The following is a 17,660-nucleotide window of genomic DNA, read 5'->3' as shown; positions in this document are numbered from 1 at the left end:
GTGTAACGGCCTCATGCCAGCTCGTGTTCCAACTCGGCGTGACCCGCCGACTCGAGTTGCTCGGAGAGCACCAGCATCCGCTGCACCTCGGCCCCGGTCGGGTCGCTCAGCGTCGCGCGGCCGGTCGCCACGACCCGGGCGAACGCCGCCGCCCGCAGCAGCACGTCGGCGAAGTCGCTGCCCGCGATGCCGCTCAGCACCTGGTCGACCATGGTCTTGAGCTGCTCGGGTCCGGGCGGCTCCGCGACGCCGGCGACCACCCGGGCCACCTGCGCGCTGCGGCGCCCGGCCTCGAACTCGCGGGCGACCTCCAGCGGGTCGGCGTACACCCAGGAGCGCAGCAGGTAGAGGCGCCACAGGCAGCCGGCGAGCGAGTCCGCGGGGGCACCCGACCACACCTCGGCGATCGTCTCGATGCCCTCGGTGTCGGCGAGGTGCAGCAACCGGTCGGCGACCGCCGCGTCGTCGGACTCCCGGGCGCCGCGCACGAGGAGGGTCGCCGCGCGCTCCGCCGCCTCGCTCACCACGGCCGGGTCGGCACCACCGACGAGCGCCTCGAAGAAGTCACCGCCCGGGGTCATCGGACGGTGGTGCGCGCGCTCGTTCACGGTTGCAGGCTACGTCGGATGCGCTGGTCGCTGACCGGGTACGGCGTCCCGAGCTGCTGGGCCCACAGCGAGACGCGGTACTCCTCGAGCATCCAGCGGACCTGCCGCAGTCGCGCGCCGGGCGGCCGACCGGGCGGCAGCGCCTCGACCTGGTGCAGGTAGGCGGCCTGGAGGTCGGCGACCTGGTCCATCAGCTGCCGGTCGCGGTTGACCTGCCCGGGCAGCCGCTCGCGGCGCTGCTCGAGCGCGGTGAGGTAGACCGGGTAGCGGCGCAGCTGGGCCGCGCCGGCCTCGCCGACGAACCCGCGGTGCACCAGTCGCCCCAGCTGGGCGCGCATGTCGGTGAGCGCGGGCAGCGCCACCATGTCCGCGCGGCCGCTGAGCGCCTTCTCCGCCCGGCGCCAGGCGTCCAGGACCCGGATCACGTCGCCCATCACGGCCCGCAGGTGGGCCTCCTGGTCGCGGGCCGCCTCCGCCCGCAGCGCGGCGTACGCCGCCTCGTCGCGCACCACGGGCCGGGCGTCGACCAGGGCACCGACGACCGCCGCCCGGCAGTCCTCGAGGAGCTCGGCGACGCTGGGGTACGGCGAGCCCGCGAGCCCGAGCTTCTCGGCGTTGGTGAGCCCGTCGAGAACCCGCTTCACCGGGGAGTCCAGCTCGACGAGCAGCAACCGGCGCACGCCGAGGCGGTGCCGTGCCTCCTGCTCCTCCACCGACCCGAAGACCTGCAGGCCGACCGTCGTGCCCTCGTCGACCAGCGCCGGGTGCACCTGCACCTCGTGGCCGGCGCGCCGGTCGGTGTGGGTGGCCGGGACCGTGCCGAACGCCCAGCTGGTCTCGCCGGTGCGCGCCAGCCCGCTCTCGCTGGCGACCTCGGCGATCGCCTGGGCGAACCTCGGCCGCAACGGCGCCTTGAGCGCCTCGAGGTCCTTGCCGCGGGCCTGCTCGCGGCCCTCGTCGTCGACGACGCGGTACGTCGGTCGCAGGTGCTCCGGCACCTTGGCCCAGTCCCACGCGTCGCGGGGCACCAGGAGTCCGGTCCGGGCGCGGCACCAGCGCTCGAGCGCCTCCAGGAGGGGCTCCTCGCCGGGCGGCACCGTGGTCAGGAACTCCCGGGCGGTGTTGGGGGCCGGGACGAGGTGGACGCGCAGGTTCTTCGGCAGGCTGCGGATCAGGCTGGTGACCAGCTCCTCCCGCAGTCCGGGCACGTTCCAGGAGAAGTCGTCGGCCTCGACCCGGTTGAGGGTGGCGACGGGGACGTCGATCGTCAGCCCGTCGTCGGGCGTGCCGGGCTCGAAGTGGTAGCTGATCGGGAACGTCAGCCCCTCACCACCGGACCCGGCAGACTGCCACTGCTCGGGGTAGTCGGCGGCACTGATCTGCTCGACCGTGTCGTGGGTCAGCATCGCCGGGTCGAAGGTCAGCAGTTGGCCGTTGCGCTGCCGCTCCCGCTTCCACCACTGGTCGAAGTGGGCACCGCTGACCACCTCGGCGCCGACGCGGGCGTCGTAGAAGTCGAACAGCGTGTGCTCGTCGACGACGATGTCGCGGCGCCGGGCCCGGTGCTCGAGCTCCTCGGCCTCCTCGAGCAGCCGCCGGTTGGTCTCGAGGAACCGGTGCCGGCTCGACCACTCGCCGTAGACCAGTGCGTGCCGGATGAACAGCTCGCGGGACAGCGCGGCGTCGACCTTCCCGTACGCCACGGGGCGGTCCGCGACCAGTGGGACGCCGTACAGCGTGACCCGCTCGAAGGCCATCACCGAGGCCCGCTTCTTGCTCCAGTGCGGCTCGGAGTAGCTGCGCTTGACCAGGTGCTCGCCGAGGCGCTCGGCCCACTCGGGCTTGATCGCGGCGTTCTGCCGCGCCCAGAGCCGGCTCGTCTCGACCAGCTCGCCGGCCATCAGGAACTGCGGGTTCTTCCGGTGCAGCACGCTGCCCGGGAAGACCGCGAACCGCGCGCCGCGGGCGCCGAGGTACTCCCGCGGCCCGCGGCGTCGTTCGGTGGTCGAGCCCGTCGACACCCGCTCCTCGAGGAGCCCGATGTGGGACAGCAGGCCGGAGAGCAGCGCCTGGTGGATGCCGTCCTGGTCAGGGTTGTCGGCCGGCTGGCCGACCTTGATGTCCATCTCCTTGCAGACCTGGCGCAGCTGGGACTCGAAGTCCTGCCACTCCCGGACGCGCAGGTAGTTGAGGAACTCGCGTCGACACATCCGCCGGAACGCCGAAGAGGAGAGCTCCTTCTGCTGCTCCTTGAGGTAGCGCCACAGGTTGAGCCAGGTGAGGAAGTCGCTGCCCTCGGCCTTGAACCGGGCGTGCAGCTGGTCGGCCTGCGCCTGCTCCTTGGGGTGGTCCGCGCCGGGACGCTCGCGCGGGTCCTGCAGGGAGAGGGCGGCCGCGATCACCACGACCTCGCGGACGCAGCCGAGCCGCTCGGCCTCGAGGATCATCCGGGCCAGACGGGGGTCGATCGGCAGCCGCGCGAGGCGCTTGCCGATCCGGGTCAGCCGGTCGTCCTGGCCGGCGAGGGCGCCGAGCTCCTCGAGCAGTTGCACGCCGGCCTGCACATTGCGCCGGTCGGGCGGCTCGACGAAAGGGAAGCGCGCCATGTCGCCCAGGCCGAGGCTGGTCATCTGGAGGATGACGCTGGCCAGGTTGGTGCGCAGGATCTCGGGGTCGGTGAACTCGGGCCGGCCCTCGAAGTCCTCCTCCGAGTAGAGCCGGATCGCGATGCCCGCCTCGACGCGGCCGCAGCGCCCGGAGCGCTGGTTGGCCGAGGCCTGGCTGATCGGCTCGATCGGCAGCCGCTGGACCTTGGTCCGCACCGAGTAGCGACTGATCCGCGCGACGCCGGTGTCCACGACGTACCGGATGCCGGGCACGGTCAGTGAGGTCTCCGCGACGTTGGTGGCCAGCACCACGCGGCGTACGGCGTTGCCGTGGGAGGAGAAGACCCGGTGCTGGTCGGCCGCAGACAGCCGGGAGTAGAGCGGGAGGATCTCGGTGCGCGGCAGGTCGGCGAGGGCGTCGGCGGTGTCGCGGATCTCGCGCTCGCCGGGCAGGAAGACCAGGACGTCGCCGGGCCCCTCGGCGGAGAGCTCCTTGATCGCCTCGACGATGGCCTCGGTCTGGTCGCGGACGACGACCTCCCCCTCGTCGTCCTCCTCGTCGAACGCCATCAGCGGCCGGTACCGGATCTCGACGGGGTAGGTGCGGCCGGAGACCTCGACGACGGGGGCGTCGAAGTGCTTGGCGAACCGCTCCACGTCGATGGTCGCCGAGGTGATGATCAACTTGAGGTCCGGCCGCTTCGGCAGCAGCCGCTTGAGGTAGCCGAGCAGGAAGTCGATGTTGAGACTGCGCTCGTGGGCCTCGTCGATGATGATCGTGTCGTACCTGCGCAGCTGCCGGTCGCGCTGCAGCTCCGCGAGCAGGATGCCGTCGGTCATCAGCTTGACCCGGCTCCTCCTCGAGGTCCGGTCGGTGAACCGGACCTGGTAGCCGACCAGGTCGCCGAGCTCGGTCCCCAGCTCGCTCGCGATCCGCTCCGCCACCGACCGCGCCGCGATCCGGCGGGGCTGGGTGTGCCCGATCAGCCCCTTGGAGCCGCGGCCCAGCTCGAGGCAGATCTTCGGCAGCTGGGTCGTCTTGCCCGAGCCGGTCTCCCCCGCCACGATCACGACCTGGTGGTCGCGGATGGCCGCGGCGATGTCCTCACGGCGCTGGGTGACCGGCAGCTCCGGGGGGTAGGTGATCTGGAGCTTCTCGGACATGACCGCTCCATTCTGCCAACCGCGTCCACCCGAATGCCGAGTCGGCGCGTCTTGCCCACCCACGCCCGTCGAGTCGGCGCGTCTTGTCCGGGACCTGTGGACAACGCGGGCAAGATGCGCCGACTCGCGCCCTCCACGCGGGCAAGATGCGCCGACTCGCCCCCTCCACCCGGGCAAGATGCGCCGACTCGCGCCCTCCACCCGGGCAAGATGCGCCGACTCGCGCCCCACACGCGGGCAAGATGCGCCGAGTCGACGGGATAGAACGTGAGGACGTGACGCCGATCGCCGGGCTCTACGCCGGCCGACCTGCCCGAAGGTGCGGTGGCGCGGACCGGGGCGCCGGCGTAACGCCGCGCGCTGGCCCCTGCTGCTCGCCGTCCCTCCCCCCTCACCGTGGTGGTCCCTGACGCCTCCGGGCCGGCGCGCGCCCATGGCGATCGTCGGGGGACTACTGCTCCGGGACGGTCTCCACGATGGCGGGCAGGGAGGCGGCGAGGATCTCGAGGAGCTGCTCGCGGGACAGTCCGCCGGGGTCGGCGATCCAGGACAGGACCAGCTCCTCGATCATGGCCGACCAGCCGCGGACGACGAGCCGGGTCACGGGGGTGTCCGGGATGATCTCGCCCTGGGCGTCCTCGCGGAAGATCCGCCCGTTGAGCGCCGAGCGCGCCTCCTCGTAGATCTCGCGCAGCGTCTCGTTGCCGCCGGCCGCCGCCTTCACCAGTGAGAGGTAGCCCTCGTGGTTGGCGACGACGTAGTCGACGTACGCCGCGAGCGAGCTGACCAGCCGCACCATCGGCTCGTCGTCGGAGGGCGGCGCGGTCTGCTCGATCAGGTCGTCGGCCGCCCGTCGCACGACGGCCTCGTGGAAGGCATGCTTGTTCCCGAAGTAGTGGTAGAGCAGGCCCCGCGAGATGCCGGCCTCCTCGGCGAGCAGGTCGATCGAGAGCTCGTCGAGGGAGCGGGTGGCGAGCAGGCGGACCCCGAGATCGAGCAGCTGGGAGCGCCGCTGCTCGGGCGTGAGCCGGGTGCGGGTGATGGGCGTCGTCACGGACCCCACTCTATTGACACATTTTCAATAACGCCAGTACGGTCGGCCACCATGAGCGCACCCCGCACGTCCGCCCCCGAACAGCACGTCGGGCAGCACGTCGAGCACCTCGTCGTCGGCGCCGGCTTCGCCGGGCTGTGCACCGCGATCCGGCTGCAGCAGGACGGCGAGACCGACTTCCTGGTGGTCGAGAAGGCCGGCGACGTGGGCGGCACCTGGCGGGACAACACCTACCCCGGCGCGGCCTGCGACGTCCCGAGCCAGCTCTACTCGTTCTCGTTCGCTCCGAACCCCGACTGGACCATGTCGTTCTCCCCGCAGCCGGAGATCTGGGCCTACCTGCGCCGGGTCGCCCGGGAGTCGGGGACCCTGGACCGGTTCGTCTTCGACACCCGGCTGGAGCACGCGACCTGGGACGAGGCCACGCAGCGCTGGCACAGCCGCCTGGTCGGCCCGGACGGCGAGCGCACGGTCACCTCGACCACCCTGGTCGTCGGGGCCGGCGGCCTGTCGGAGCCCAGGCTGCCTGAGATCGACGGGATCGAGACGTTCCAGGGCGAGCTCTTCCACTCCGCCCGCTGGGACCACGACGCCGACCTGGCCGGCAAGCGGGTCGCGGTCATCGGCACCGGCGCCTCGGCGATCCAGATCGTGCCCGAGCTGCAGCGGGCGTTGGCGGCCACCGGCGGCCACCTCGACGTCTACCAGCGCACCGCGCCGTGGGTGATCCCGCGCCACGACCGCCGCTACCCCGCCTGGGAGCGGGCGGCGCTGCGGCACGTCCCGGGTCTGCAGCGGCTCTACCGGACGGCCGTCTACTGGGCCCGGGAGACCTACGTCCCCGCCTTCACCATCCAGCCCAAGATCGCGGCGCCCGCCAAGCGGGCGGCCCTGGCCAACATCGAGCGCGGCATCGCCGACCCGGAGCTGCGCGCGAAGGTCACGCCGCACTACGAGATCGGCTGCAAGCGGATCCTGATCTCCAACACCTACTACCCCGCCCTGGCCGCCGACAACGTCGAGCTGGTGACCGATCCGATCGCGAAGGTGACCGGCAACGCGGTGGTCACCTCCGACGGGGTCGAGCGGCCGGTCGACGTGCTGGTGGTGGCGACCGGCTTCTACACCACCGAGCTGCCGATCACCGAGCACGTGACCGGCCGCGAGGGCCGCACCCTGGCCGACGTGTGGCGCACGTCCGGCATGGCGGCCTACAAGGGCACCACGGTGCCCGGCTTCCCGAACTTCTTCATGCTGGTCGGTCCCAACACCGGCCTGGGCCACTCGAGCATGGTGTTCGTCATCGAGTCGCAGGTGGACTACCTGCGCGGCGCCGTCCGCGCGATCCGGCGCGGCGGGTACGCCGCGGTCGAGCCGCGCCAGGACGCCCACGACGCGTGGAACGACGACCTCCAGCGGCGGATGCGACGCACCGTGTGGAGCACCGGCGGGTGCTCGAGCTGGTACCTCGACGAGCAGGGCCGCAACACCACCCTGTGGCCCAAGTCGACCGTGACCCTGCGCCGCCAGCTGGCCCGCTTCGACACCGACGCCTACCGGCTGCGCCCCGCCGCACCCACCACCATCCCCCAGGGAGAGGAAGCCCACGCATGAGGACGCTCGACGACAAGGTCTGCGTGGTCACCGGCGCCGGGTCCGGCATCGGCCGGGCGCTGGCGCTCAACCTGGCCGCCCGCGGCGCGCGGCTCGCCCTCAGCGACGTCGACGACGCCGGCCTGGCGGCGACCGTGGACCAGGTCCAGGCGGCCGGGGTCCGCGAGGTGCGCCCGGACCACCTCGACGTGGCGGACCGGGACGCGTTCGCGTCGTACGCCGCCGGGGTCGTGGACCACTTCGGTCGCGTCAACGTCGCGATCAACAACGCGGGGGTGGCGCTCGCCGGCAACTTCGAGGACCTCGAGTACCCCGACATGGACTGGATCATCGGGGTGAACCTCTGGGGCGTCGTGCACGGCACCAAGGAGCTGCTGCCGCACCTGATCGCGTCCGGCGACGGCCACCTGGTCAACATCTCCTCGCTCTTCGGGCTGGTCTCGATGCCGGGTCAGAGCATGTACAACGCCTCGAAGTACGCCGTGCGCGGGATGTCCGAGGCGGTGCGCGAGGAGATGCTGATCGCGGGCCACCCGGTCGGCGTCACCGTCGTGCACCCGGGCGGCATCAAGACCGCGATCGCCCGCAACGCCCGCGTCTCCGCCCGCGAGGACAAGGAGCGGACGGCGAAGCTGTTCGACGAGAAGCTCGCGAGGATGACCCCGGAGCGGGCCGCGGAGATCATCGTGCGCGGCATCCTGCACAACCGCGCCCGGGTGCTGGTCGGGCTCGACGCGCACGCCGTGCACCACCTCGCCAAGCTGACCGGGTCGCGCTACCAGGACATCCTGGCGAAGGCCGCGTCCCGGGTGCTGTCCGACCAGACGACCGTCGTCTGACGCGGCTAGGCCCCCGCGTCGTCGGTCCGGCGGCGGGAACGGCGGGACGTGCGGGTGCGCAGCGGCCCGACCAGGCGCGGACCGGCCAGCCGGTTCTCCAGGCGGTGCGCCTCGCGCTTGAGCGGCTGGGCGACGTACTCGCCGAGGATCACGCCGGAGGCCAGCGCGATCGCCACGGACGCCGCGGTGATGATCGCCAGCAGCCCGTCGGAGGTCTGCGTGTCGCCCTCCGTGAGCAGGCTGAGGCCGCGGTAGATCGACAGGCCGGGCAGCATCGGGACGATCGCCGGGACGACGACCACCAGTGGCGGCACCCGGAGCCGGCCGGCCACCGTGTAGCTGACCAGGCCCACGAAGAACGCCGCGAGCGCGGTCGGCCAGGTCCTGCCGATGCCGCCCAGGGCGCCCGACCCCGCGATCACGATGGCCACGGCCGCCACCGCGCCGATCGGCAGCAGGGACCGGCGCGGTGCGTACGACGCGAACGCGAACGACGACCCGCAGATCGCGGCGCCGAGCGCCATCAACGAGATCGTCTTGAGGTCGGCCGCCGCGCCGGGATCGAGTCGACCGACGTCGACGCCGAGGACGTCGGCGAGCGTCAGGCCGCCGCTCACGCCGGCGATGATGCCGGCGGTCGCGAGCAGCGCCTCGGTCAGCCGGGCCCCGGCGGTGACGTAGAAGCCGGACAGCGCGTCGTGGAGCGCGCCCATGAAGCCGATGCCGGCCAGCAGCATGATGATGTTGGCCGTGACCGCGACCGAGGGGTCGAGGTCGCCGGGCACGGCGACCGCGGCCAGTACGGCGATGATCGTCGCGACTCCCCCGCCGGCGACCTGCTGGTAGAAGAACGGCAGCCGTCGCCGGGCCATCACCAGCTGGAGCCGGTCGATGCACGCCGCGGCCAGGAACGCCACCGCCACGATCACCGGGCCACCGCCCAGTTGCAGGCCCACGCCCGCGCACATCGCCCCCCACCCGAGCGTGACCGCCCAGCGCGGGGTCAGGTGGCCCGACGAGACGATCCGGGCCAGCCGGCTGCGGGCCTCCTTGAGGTCGACCTCGCCGCGGAGCACGTCGCGCACCAGATGGTCGACCAGGGTCAGGTCCTCGTAGTCGATGTCGCGCTGCTTGACGTGACGCAGCAGCACCGCGGCCGGCTCCTCCGGGTCGCGCTGGTAGCTCATCGACAGCGAGGTGAACGTGATGTCGATCTCCGGCTGTCGCACGCCCAGGTGCCAGGCCAGCGACTTCATCGTGGCGGTGACGTCGGCGGCGCCGGCTCCCGAGGAGAGGAGCAGCTCGCCGACCCGCAGACAGAAGTCCAGGGTCAGGTTCAGCTCGCGAGCCTCGGGCATGAGCGCCATCGTGGCAGCCCGACTGGTAGACAGGCCACGTGACCCCGGCCGCCCACCCGGACCTGCCGCCCGTCCCCGGCGAACGCGTGCGCGTCGTCATGACCAAGTGGCGCGACGGGCCGCACTGGGAGTTCGAGGCGGACTACCTCGGCCGCGACGAGCACGGTGACTGGCTCGGGATCCTGGCGGGCACCACGATGGCGCGCCCGGGAGCGACGTACGTCGCCCCCACCGACCAGGTCGGCCTGGCGCCGGCGCCCGGTCCGGACGCCGCACGCGGGTGGCTGGCGACGTTCCACGCCGTGGGCGGCCCGGTCCGGGTGTACGTCGACGTGACGACCCCGCCGGTGTGGGACGGGCCGGTGCTCCGGGCGGTCGACCTCGACCTGGACGTGGTGCGCGGCAACAGCGGCCGGGTCTGGGTCGACGACGAGGACGAGTTCGCCGACCACCGGGTGCGCCTCGGCTACCCCGACGAGCTGGCCCGTGCGGCGCTGTCCTCGTGCGATCGGGTGCGGGCCGCGATCGAGGCCGCGGCGGCGCCCTACGACGGGACGGCTGAGGCGTGGCTCACCCGGCTGGGCACTCTGCCCCGGCGCTGAGCTGTGGAACGCTGGGGCGATGCGGATCGACTTCCACGCGTCGCCCGAGCCCACGCTCGGCGTCGAGTGGGAGCTCGCGCTCGTCGACCGGCGCACCCGCGACCTGCGCAACGACGCAACGCACCTGTTCGCGCGGGCCAAGCCCCGGCTCCCCGACCCCGACAAGCTGCACAAGGAGCTGCTCCGCAACACCGTCGAGATCGTCAGCGGGGTCTGCCGCACCGTCGGTGAGGCGATGACCGACCTGCGCCGGACCCTCGAGGTGGTGATCCCGGCGGGCGACGATCTCGACGTCGACCTGTACGGCGGCGGCACCCACCCGTTCGCGTCGTGGACCGTGCAGCAGCTGTCCGAGGGGCACCGCTACGAGGAGCTGATCAGCCGGACCCAGTGGTGGGGCCGGCAGATGCTGATCTGGGGCGTGCACGTGCACGTCGGCATGCCCGACCGCGAGCGGGTGATGCCGGTGCTGTCGTCGCTGCTCAACTACCACCCGCACCTGCAGGCGCTCTCCGCCTCGTCTCCGATCTGGTCCGGCATCGACACCGGCTACGCCTCCAACCGGGCGCTGATGTTCCAGCAGCTGCCCACCGCCGGCCTGCCGTTCCAGTTCGAGCGGTGGTCGGAGTTCGAGGCGTTCGTGAGCGACGAGCTGGTCACCGGCGTGATCGAGGAGCTCTCCGAGGTGCGCTGGGATGTCCGGCCGGCGCCACGCATCGGCACCCTCGAGAACCGGATCTGCGACGGCGTCCCCGACCTCGACGACCTCTCGTCGCTGGTCGCGCTCATGCACTGCCTGGTCGTCGACCTCGACACCCGGGCCGCGGCGGGCGAGACGCTGCCGACGATGCCGCCCTGGCATGTCCAGGAGAACAAGTGGCGTGCGGCCCGCTACGGCCTCGACGCGATCGTGATCACCGACGCCGACTCCAACGAGCGGCTGGTCACCGACGACCTGGCCGACCTGCTGGAGCGGCTCGCGCCGGTCGCCGACCGGCTCGGCTGCAGCGAGGAGCTCGCGCAGGTGGCCCGGATCCCGGAGCGCGGCGCGTCGTACCAGCGCCAGCGCGCCGTCGCCGAGCGCACCGGCGGCGACCTGGTCGCCGTCGTCGACTCGGTCGTCGCCGAGCTGCGCGCCGGCCTGGGGTGAGGCTCGCCGGCGGTCGCTTCTGGAGGTGATGCGGACGGAGCAAGCGGTCGCACCGTCCGGATGACCTCCCGGTGACGGGAGCCGACCTTCGGGCCGGTCAACCGGCAGTCTCGGGCGGGTCGACCATCTCGAGGCGCACGCCGAGCAGGCGGACCGGGCGGTCCCGTTCCACGCGGTCGAGGAGGGAGACCGCGGCCTCCTCCAGGACGTCCGGGTCGTCGCTCGGCTCAGGCAGCGTGAGGCTGCGGCTGACCGTGGTGAACGGCCGGTAGCGGACCTTGATGCCCACCCGCGCGGCCGGGCGGCCGTCGCGGTCGATGTCGACGAGCACGCGGCGCGTCAGCAACCGGACCTCCGCGGTGACCGCTGCCCAGTCCTCGAGGTCCTCCTGGTAGGTCTCCTCGCGCCCGTGCGCCCGCGGCACCCATGGCGTCGCGTCGACCGGGCTGGTGTCGACCCCGCGGCCCAGCCGGTGGAACCACGGGCCCATCGTCGGCCCGAGCTCGGCGGCGAGCACCCGGGCGTCGGAGCGGGCCAGCTGCTCGACGGTGTCGATGCCGAGCGCGGCGAGCTTCCTCGCGGTGCGGCCGCCGATACCCCACAGTGCGGTCGTCGGCCGCTCCCCCATGACCGGGAACCAGTCCTCCTCCGTCAGCTGCCACACGCCGCGCGGCTTGCCGAAGTCGGTGGCGATCTTGGCGCGCAGCTTGTTGTCGCCGATGCCGACCGAGCAGTGCAACCTGGTCTCGGCGAGCACCTCGGCGCGCAGGTGCTGCGCGAACTCCCGCGGGTCGCCGAGCTCGCCGTGCCCCGCGCCCGCCGCGAGGAAGGCCTCGTCCCAGCCGAGCACCTCGAGGACGACCGGCACGCCGCCCCACTCCAGGCCGCGCAGCGTCGCCATCACCTGCGCCGACGCGGCGTCGTAGGCCTCCTTGTCGACCGGCAGGAAGACCGCGTCCGGGCACTTGCGGGCGGCGACCCGCAGCGGCATGCCCGACCCGACGCCGAAGGCGCGCGCCTCGTACGACGCGGTCGCGACCACCCCACGCTCGGTCGGGTCGCCGCGTCCGCCGACGACCACCGGCAAGCCGGCGAGCTCGGGCCGCCGGAGCACCTCGACCGCGGCGATGAACTGGTCGAGGTCGACGTGCAGCACCCAGCCGGGCGCGCTCGGCCCGCTCATCGGCTCGCTCATCGCGGTGGCGGTGGCAGGGCGTCGGTCGACGCCATCTGGTCCAGGCCGGTGACCATCAGCAGGTCGGCGACCACTGCTCGCAGCTGGGCCAGGATCGCCTCGGCGGTGAGCGACCCGGTGCGCTCCACTCGTCCGGTGGCCTCACCGACGACGAGCAGGGCGTCTCGGGCCGCGGCCGCCATCCGGTTCGCGGCGAGCTCGTCGGCGACCTGGTCGGCCGCGTCGGCGAGGTCGAGCGCGAGCAGCGAGTAGGACGACGGCACCGGCCGCCTGCGGTACGCCGCGACCGCGGTGTGGCGCACCAGCACGCGGGTGCTGCGCAGCGCCCGGTCGAGCGGGTCGACCAGGTCGACCATCTTGCGCAGGTCGCCCTTGTGGCGGACCCGGAACGGCGAGGACTCCACCACGGACAGGCCCTCGTCGGCGGCATCCTTGAGCTCGCGGATCAGGTAGTCGGTCGAGCGAGCGTCCGCGAGCAGGTCCAGCGCCCGCCCCGCCTCCCCGTCGTCCATCACCTCGCCCGCGGCCCGGAGCAGGGCCGCGATCTTGCGCATCACGATCGCCGCCTGCTCGCGCGGCCGGCGCAGTGGCGCGGCCGGCACCGCGGTGGCCGCGACCAGCGCGACCGCGCCACCCACGACCGCGTCCGTCCACCGGGTGAACGCCGCCCCCGGGTCGGGCACCAACGACGCGACCACGATCGACTGCACCGCCGCCTGGATCACGAACAGCGGGCCGCCGTCGAGGAGGAACGCCGCCGCCATCGCGAGCGCCACGATCAGGCCGATCTGCCACCAGCCCGAGCCGAGCCCGGCCACCAGCAGGTCGGCGAGGAAGACGCCGACGGCCACCCCGACGGTGACCTCGGCGACCCGTCGCAGCCGCTGGCCGTACGAGGTGCCGAGCGCGACCACGGCCGCCACCGGCGCGAAGAACGGCGTCGGGTGGCCCAGGACGTCGGCCGCGACCAGCCAGGCGACCGCGGCGGCGAGCGCACACTGTGCGATCTGCCAGGACTTGGACTGCAGGCGCCGGACCCGGGCCCGGGCCGAGGTCCGGCTCCGGTCCCACATCCGGTCCAGCGGCCCCGGCTCCATGGGCGCGATCCTGCCACGCGCGCCCGACGCCTGACCGACGCCAGCACCGGGACCGACCGCCGGCCGGGCGAGGGCGAGGACCTGTGCAGACAGCAGTCACCGGCCACGCTGTGCACGCTCACCGGGCCGGGGACCCCAGGACACGGTTCGCGCGGCGGCCTCGTGGGTACCGCCCCGCCGTGGACACAGGGGAGCTCCTCGGCGGCCGGTACCGGTTGACCGGGCGGATCGGCTCAGGCGGGATGGGGACCGTCTACCGGGCCCACGACACCCGGCTGGACCGGCCCGTGGCGATCAAGACGCTGCACGGGGGCCGCGACGTGGACGACGTCACCCGGGCCCGGCTGCGCGCGGAGGCGCGGCTCGCCGGCACGCTGCGCCACCCGGGAGTCGTCCAGGTCTTCGACTACGGCGAGGAGGTCGGCGCGGCCGGGCCGGCGCCGTACGTCGTGATGGAGCTCGTGGAGGGCACCCCGCTCTCCGAGGTCCTCCGCGACCGGGGCCCGCTGTCGGCCGAGGTGGTCGCCACCCTCGTCGGCGACGTCGCCCGGGCGCTCGAGGCGGCCCACGCCGCCGGCATCGTGCACCGCGACCTCAAGCCGTCGAACATCCTGATCGCCCCCGACGGCCGGGCGGTGCTCCTCGACTTCGGCATCGCGCGCTCGGACGCCATGGAGCCGCTCACCGAGACCGGGCTGATCATCGGCAGCGCCGACTACCTCAGCCCCGAGCAGGTGCTCGGCGAGCGGGCCACCCCCGCCTCGGACGTGTTCGGCCTGGGCGTGGTCGCCCACCAGAGCCTGAGCGCCGCCTCGCCCTTCCACCGCGACACCCAGGCCGCGACGGTGCTCGCCCGCCTGCACGAGGACGCGCCGGCGCTGCCGGCGACGGTGCCGGCACCGCTGCGCCGGCTGGTCGCCTCGATGCTCGCCCGCGAGCCCGAGGACCGGCCTTCGGCCGCCGAGGTGGCCGACCGGGCGGCGACGGTCGACCGGACCGGGCCGGTGCTCCCGCCGCTGCCGGTGCCCGCCCCGTCGCCCGCGCCACGGCAGCGGTGGAACCGGCAGCGCCTGCTGGTGATCGCCGCGGCCGCCGTCGTGCTCGCGGGCACCCTCGGGCTGCTCGCGCTGCAGCACCGCGACGTGCCCCCGGCCGGCGCCTCCGAGCTCGATGTCCCGGCCGTCGTCGGCAAGCAGGCCGAGCGAGCCGTCCGGATCCTGGACCGGGCCGGGTTCGAGGTCGTGCTGGAGGACGCCGGCGGCGACGTCCCGGGGCAGGTGGTCAAGCAGTCCCCGGACCCGGGTCGGTACGACGGCACCCCCGCCGTGACCCGCCCCGCCGTGACGCTCTGGGTGACGGTCGCCGCGAGCCCCCCTCCCTCGCCCACCGCCACACCCCGTCCCGAGCCCGACGAGAAGCCGCCGGCGACCGGCGCGGGCACCGGGAAGCACGACCCCGGATCCGGGCAGGGCCACGGGGCCGACAAGGGACCCGGCAAGGGGCCGGACAACGGGCACGGCAAGGGCCCGGGGAAGAAGCACCGCTGAGACCGGCCCTTGTGGCCGCCCCGGCGACGGGACATAGTCGGACGCCACGACAACGGCGCACACAACGAGTGGGGGACGCGCGTGGTCTCACCGATCGACCCGACGGCTACGGGCTTCCTGCTCGCCGAGAACCGCAGCATGCCGATGCACGTCGGCGGCCTGCAGCTCTTCGAGAAGCCCGAGGGCGCCGGACGTGACTACGGGCGGGTGATGTACGAGGCGATGCGCGACGTCTCCGAGGTCGCGCCGCTGTTCATCAAGCGACCCCACCGGTCGATCGCGACCGCCGGGCAGCTCGTCTGGGTCGAGGACGAGCAGTTCGACATCGAGCACCACGTGCGGCACAGCGCGCTGCCCAAGCCCGGGCGGATCCGGGAGCTGCTGGACCTGGCCGGCCGGCTGCACAGCACCCGGATGGCCTGGGAGCGGCCGCTGTGGGAGGCGCACGTCATCGAGGGCCTGCGCGACGGCCGGGTCGCGCTCTACACCAAGACCCATCACGCCCTGGTCGACGGGATCTCGGCGATGCGGCTCCTGCAGGGCGTGCTCACCACGGACCCCGACCAGCGCAACATGCCCGCACCCTGGGACGCGCGCACCCGCTCCAACCGGGCCGCGGCCGAGAGCCGCACGACCGACACCAACCTGGCCGAGCTGCCCACCCACGTGGTCCGGCAGGCGCTGAGCCAGGGCCTCGGCATCGTCGCCGAGGCCGCCGGGATGCCGGGCGCCCTGGTGCGCACCCTCGGCAAGGGCGTGCGCAACGAGACCTCCGCGATCTCCCTGCACGCGCCGCGCACCCTGTTCAACCAGAAGATCACCGGGTCCCGCCGGTTCGCCGCCCAGGACTGGCCGATCGAGCGGCTCCGCGCGATCGGCAAGGCCACCGGCACCACGATCAACGACGTGGTGCTGGCCATGTGCAGCGGCGCGGTCCGCGCCTACCTGCTCGAGCACGAGGCGCTCCCCGAGGATCCCCTGGTCGCGATGGTGCCGGTCGGGCTCAAGGCCAAGGAGTCGAACGTCGCCTCGATCGACGGCGGGAACGCCGTCGGCGCCGTGATGTGCCGGCTCGGCACCGACCTGGTCGACCCGGCCGACCGGCTGACCGCGATCCACCGGTCGATGAAGGAGGGCAAGGACGCACTCTCGAGCATGACGCCCACCCAGATCCTGGTGATGAGCGCCCTCGGGCAGGCCCCGGCGATCGTCGCGCCGATGCTCCGCATGCAGGGCATCGTGCGCCCGCCGTACAACCTGATCATCAGCAACGTGCCCGGCCCGCGCACGACCCACTACTGGAACGGCGCGAAGCTGGTCGGCACCTACCCGCTCTCGATCCCGATCAACGGGATGGCGCTGAACATCACCTGCACGTCGTACGACGGCAACATGGGCTTCGGGCTGATCGGCTGCCGCCGGACCGTCCCCCACCTGCAGCGGCTGCTCGCCCACCTCGACGACGAGGTCCGGGCGATGGAGAAGGCCGCCGGGGTCTAGGGGCGGTCGAGCGCTCGCTCAGCGCGGGAGGTCCTGCGGACGGAGCCAGCGGTGACACCGTCCGGATGACCTGTGCGGGGGCACTCCCGGGCTGCAGCAGGAGAGCCCTCTAGGGGAGGCGGAGCTCCTCGAACCCGCCGCCGACGCTCTCGGCGACGGCTCGCAGCCGGGCGCGGGTGATGTCGGCGACCGTGTGCAGCCCCGCGTTGCGCGCGTTGGAGCCCGCGCGGGTCGGCTCGGCGGAGTTGATGCTGACGCAGCGGCGGGTGCCGCCGTCGGCGGCGTTCTGCAGCGCGACGGCGTGGCCGGTGGTACCGCTTCCGGCGAAGAAGTCGAGCACGAGCGCGTCGTCGGGCATGGTGCCGAGGATCCGGCGGACCAGGCCGGTCGGCTTGGGCGACTCGAAGACGTGCCCGAGGACGTCCTTGAGCTCGGCGACCGCGGTGTCGGTGGAGCCGACCTCCTCGGCCAGCCAGATCGTGCGCAGCTTCTTGCGCCGCACGCCGGGGGTGCCCGCCGAGGCGATCGGGTGCAGCCAGTCCTTCTGGAACACGTCGACTCGCTCCCCCAGGCGTCCCTTCACGCGGCGGCAGACCAGGTCGTCGGGTCGCTGGTCGATCAGCGGCCGGCTCCACCGCCACACCGCCGGGGTGCCGTCGCCGAACACCGGCCCGATCTCGAGCGCGCCCTCGAACGGCACGGTCGCGACCCGACCGGTCTCCGGGTCGCCCCAGACCGTGAAGTGCAGGGTGCGCGCGGTGACCGGGTTGAACTTCTTGTTGGTGTTGCGCAGCGGCAGGTGCCTGTATCGGTGGCCGTCCGCGCTCTCCAACGGGAAGTCCGCAGGGTCGACAGTCTCACTCGTCGACGCATTGAGAGCGGTGCTGGCGGCATCTCGTGCATAGGTCAACAGGTACTCGTGACTGGTGGCGAAGCCGGAGCCCCTGCCGAGCTGACGGCCCTTGGGGTTGAGGTTCACCACGACCTGGGCGAGGAAGTTCTGCTCGCCGTACACCTCGTCCATCAGCAGCCGCAGGTGGGCGGCCTCGTGGTCGTCGATGCTGACGAAGATCGCCCCGGTCTCGGCGAGCACCTCACGCGCGGCCTCGAGCCGCGGCCGCATCATCGCCACCCACGCGGCGTGACCGCGGAAGTCGTCGTGGTAGGCGAAGTCGTTGCCGGTGTTGTACGGCGGGTCGATGTAGACCAGGTCGACCGGCCGCCCGACCAGCCCCGGCACCCGGGGCAGCACGTCGAGGTTGTCGCCCTCGACGAAGAGGTTCCACGGCTGGCCCACGGCCCGACAGTAGTGGCGCGCGCGTCCTC

Annotated in this window: 13 protein-coding genes; 6 read left to right on the top strand and 7 right to left on the bottom strand. The window is 73.1% G+C overall.

Features of this window, described 5'->3' with window-relative positions:
* Positions 1 to 11 precede the first annotated feature (11 nt).
* From QMC84_RS09605 to QMC84_RS09595, 3 genes are all read right to left on the bottom strand, one after another.
* Positions 12 to 608, bottom strand: a complete 597-nt coding sequence (locus QMC84_RS09605; RefSeq protein ID WP_300374257.1) for a hypothetical protein — start codon at positions 606 to 608, stop codon at positions 12 to 14.
* Positions 605 to 4,378 (bottom strand): ATP-dependent RNA helicase HrpA, encoded by a 3,774-nt coding sequence (gene hrpA, locus QMC84_RS09600; RefSeq protein ID WP_300374255.1) that lies wholly within the window; start codon positions 4,376 to 4,378, stop codon positions 605 to 607. The genes QMC84_RS09605 and hrpA overlap by 4 nt, the downstream gene beginning before the upstream one ends.
* Before the next feature lie 451 nt (positions 4,379 to 4,829).
* On the bottom strand, positions 4,830 to 5,432 hold the full coding sequence (locus QMC84_RS09595; RefSeq protein ID WP_300374253.1) for a TetR/AcrR family transcriptional regulator: 603 nt from the start codon (positions 5,430 to 5,432) through the stop codon (positions 4,830 to 4,832).
* 51 nt (positions 5,433 to 5,483) lie between these two features.
* Between QMC84_RS09595 and QMC84_RS09590 the strand changes: the two genes are divergently transcribed.
* Together QMC84_RS09590 and QMC84_RS09585 are read left to right on the top strand one after the other, a co-directional pair.
* Positions 5,484 to 7,046, top strand: a complete 1,563-nt coding sequence (locus QMC84_RS09590) for an NAD(P)/FAD-dependent oxidoreductase (RefSeq protein ID WP_300374251.1) — start codon at positions 5,484 to 5,486, stop codon at positions 7,044 to 7,046.
* Positions 7,043 to 7,885: an SDR family NAD(P)-dependent oxidoreductase gene (locus tag QMC84_RS09585; protein WP_300374249.1), complete on the top strand. Its 843-nt coding sequence runs from the start codon at positions 7,043 to 7,045 to the stop codon at positions 7,883 to 7,885. The genes QMC84_RS09590 and QMC84_RS09585 overlap by 4 nt, the downstream gene beginning before the upstream one ends.
* Positions 7,886 to 7,890: 5 nt before the next feature.
* Here the strand turns inward: QMC84_RS09585 and QMC84_RS09580 are convergent, their stop codons facing one another.
* A complete protein-coding gene (locus QMC84_RS09580) occupies positions 7,891 to 9,243 on the bottom strand; it encodes a threonine/serine exporter family protein (RefSeq protein ID WP_300374247.1) in 1,353 nt (450 codons plus the stop codon).
* A 38-nt stretch (positions 9,244 to 9,281) separates the two neighbouring features.
* Between QMC84_RS09580 and QMC84_RS09575 the strand changes: the two genes are divergently transcribed.
* Positions 9,282 to 9,845 (top strand): DUF402 domain-containing protein, encoded by a 564-nt coding sequence (locus QMC84_RS09575; protein ID WP_300374245.1) that lies wholly within the window; start codon positions 9,282 to 9,284, stop codon positions 9,843 to 9,845.
* Between the two features lie 19 nt (positions 9,846 to 9,864).
* Entirely contained in the window at positions 9,865 to 10,995 is a 1,131-nt protein-coding gene (locus QMC84_RS09570; protein WP_300374243.1) for a glutamate--cysteine ligase, read from the top strand.
* A gap of 97 nt (positions 10,996 to 11,092) precedes the next feature.
* Here the strand turns inward: QMC84_RS09570 and QMC84_RS09565 are convergent, their stop codons facing one another.
* Together QMC84_RS09565 and QMC84_RS09560 are read right to left on the bottom strand one after the other, a co-directional pair.
* The gene (locus QMC84_RS09565) at positions 11,093 to 12,178 is read right to left on the bottom strand and encodes a DNA polymerase IV (RefSeq protein WP_300374241.1); all 1,086 of its coding nucleotides are present in this window, start codon (positions 12,176 to 12,178) and stop codon (positions 11,093 to 11,095) included.
* A gap of 8 nt (positions 12,179 to 12,186) precedes the next feature.
* A complete protein-coding gene (locus tag QMC84_RS09560) occupies positions 12,187 to 13,287 on the bottom strand; it encodes an FUSC family protein (protein ID WP_300374239.1) in 1,101 nt (366 codons plus the stop codon).
* A gap of 179 nt (positions 13,288 to 13,466) precedes the next feature.
* On the opposite strand from QMC84_RS09560, the gene QMC84_RS09555 reads away from it, so the two are divergent.
* Together QMC84_RS09555 and QMC84_RS09550 are read left to right on the top strand one after the other, a co-directional pair.
* Positions 13,467 to 14,834: a serine/threonine protein kinase gene (locus tag QMC84_RS09555; RefSeq protein ID WP_300374237.1), complete on the top strand. Its 1,368-nt coding sequence runs from the start codon at positions 13,467 to 13,469 to the stop codon at positions 14,832 to 14,834.
* A gap of 81 nt (positions 14,835 to 14,915) precedes the next feature.
* Positions 14,916 to 16,334, top strand: a complete 1,419-nt coding sequence (locus QMC84_RS09550; RefSeq protein ID WP_300374235.1) for a wax ester/triacylglycerol synthase family O-acyltransferase — start codon at positions 14,916 to 14,918, stop codon at positions 16,332 to 16,334.
* Between the two features lie 109 nt (positions 16,335 to 16,443).
* On the opposite strand, the gene QMC84_RS09545 is transcribed toward QMC84_RS09550, so the two are convergent.
* The gene (locus tag QMC84_RS09545) at positions 16,444 to 17,631 is read right to left on the bottom strand and encodes a site-specific DNA-methyltransferase (RefSeq protein ID WP_300374233.1); all 1,188 of its coding nucleotides are present in this window, start codon (positions 17,629 to 17,631) and stop codon (positions 16,444 to 16,446) included.
* Between the last annotated feature and the right edge of the window lie 29 nt (positions 17,632 to 17,660).

Origin of the sequence: Nocardioides sp., from assembly GCF_030019515.1 — a bacterium.
Taxonomy (GTDB): Bacteria; Actinomycetota; Actinomycetes; order Propionibacteriales; family Nocardioidaceae; genus Nocardioides.
The sequence above is the reverse complement of the archived record's forward strand: the minus strand, read 5'-3'. Positions and strand labels throughout refer to the sequence as shown.

Coding starts and splice junctions, on each gene's coding strand:
- hrpA (WP_300374255.1), bottom strand. CDS start 4,378: ATGTCCGAGAAGCTCCAGATCACCTACCCCCCGGAGCTGCCGGTCACC.
- QMC84_RS09590 (WP_300374251.1), top strand. CDS start 5,484: ATGAGCGCACCCCGCACGTCCGCCCCCGAACAGCACGTCGGGCAGCAC.
- QMC84_RS09585 (WP_300374249.1), top strand. CDS start 7,043: ATGAGGACGCTCGACGACAAGGTCTGCGTGGTCACCGGCGCCGGGTCC.
- QMC84_RS09580 (WP_300374247.1), bottom strand. CDS start 9,243: ATGCCCGAGGCTCGCGAGCTGAACCTGACCCTGGACTTCTGTCTGCGG.
- QMC84_RS09570 (WP_300374243.1), top strand. CDS start 9,865: ATGCGGATCGACTTCCACGCGTCGCCCGAGCCCACGCTCGGCGTCGAG.
- QMC84_RS09565 (WP_300374241.1), bottom strand. CDS start 12,178: ATGAGCGGGCCGAGCGCGCCCGGCTGGGTGCTGCACGTCGACCTCGAC.
- QMC84_RS09560 (WP_300374239.1), bottom strand. CDS start 13,287: ATGGAGCCGGGGCCGCTGGACCGGATGTGGGACCGGAGCCGGACCTCG.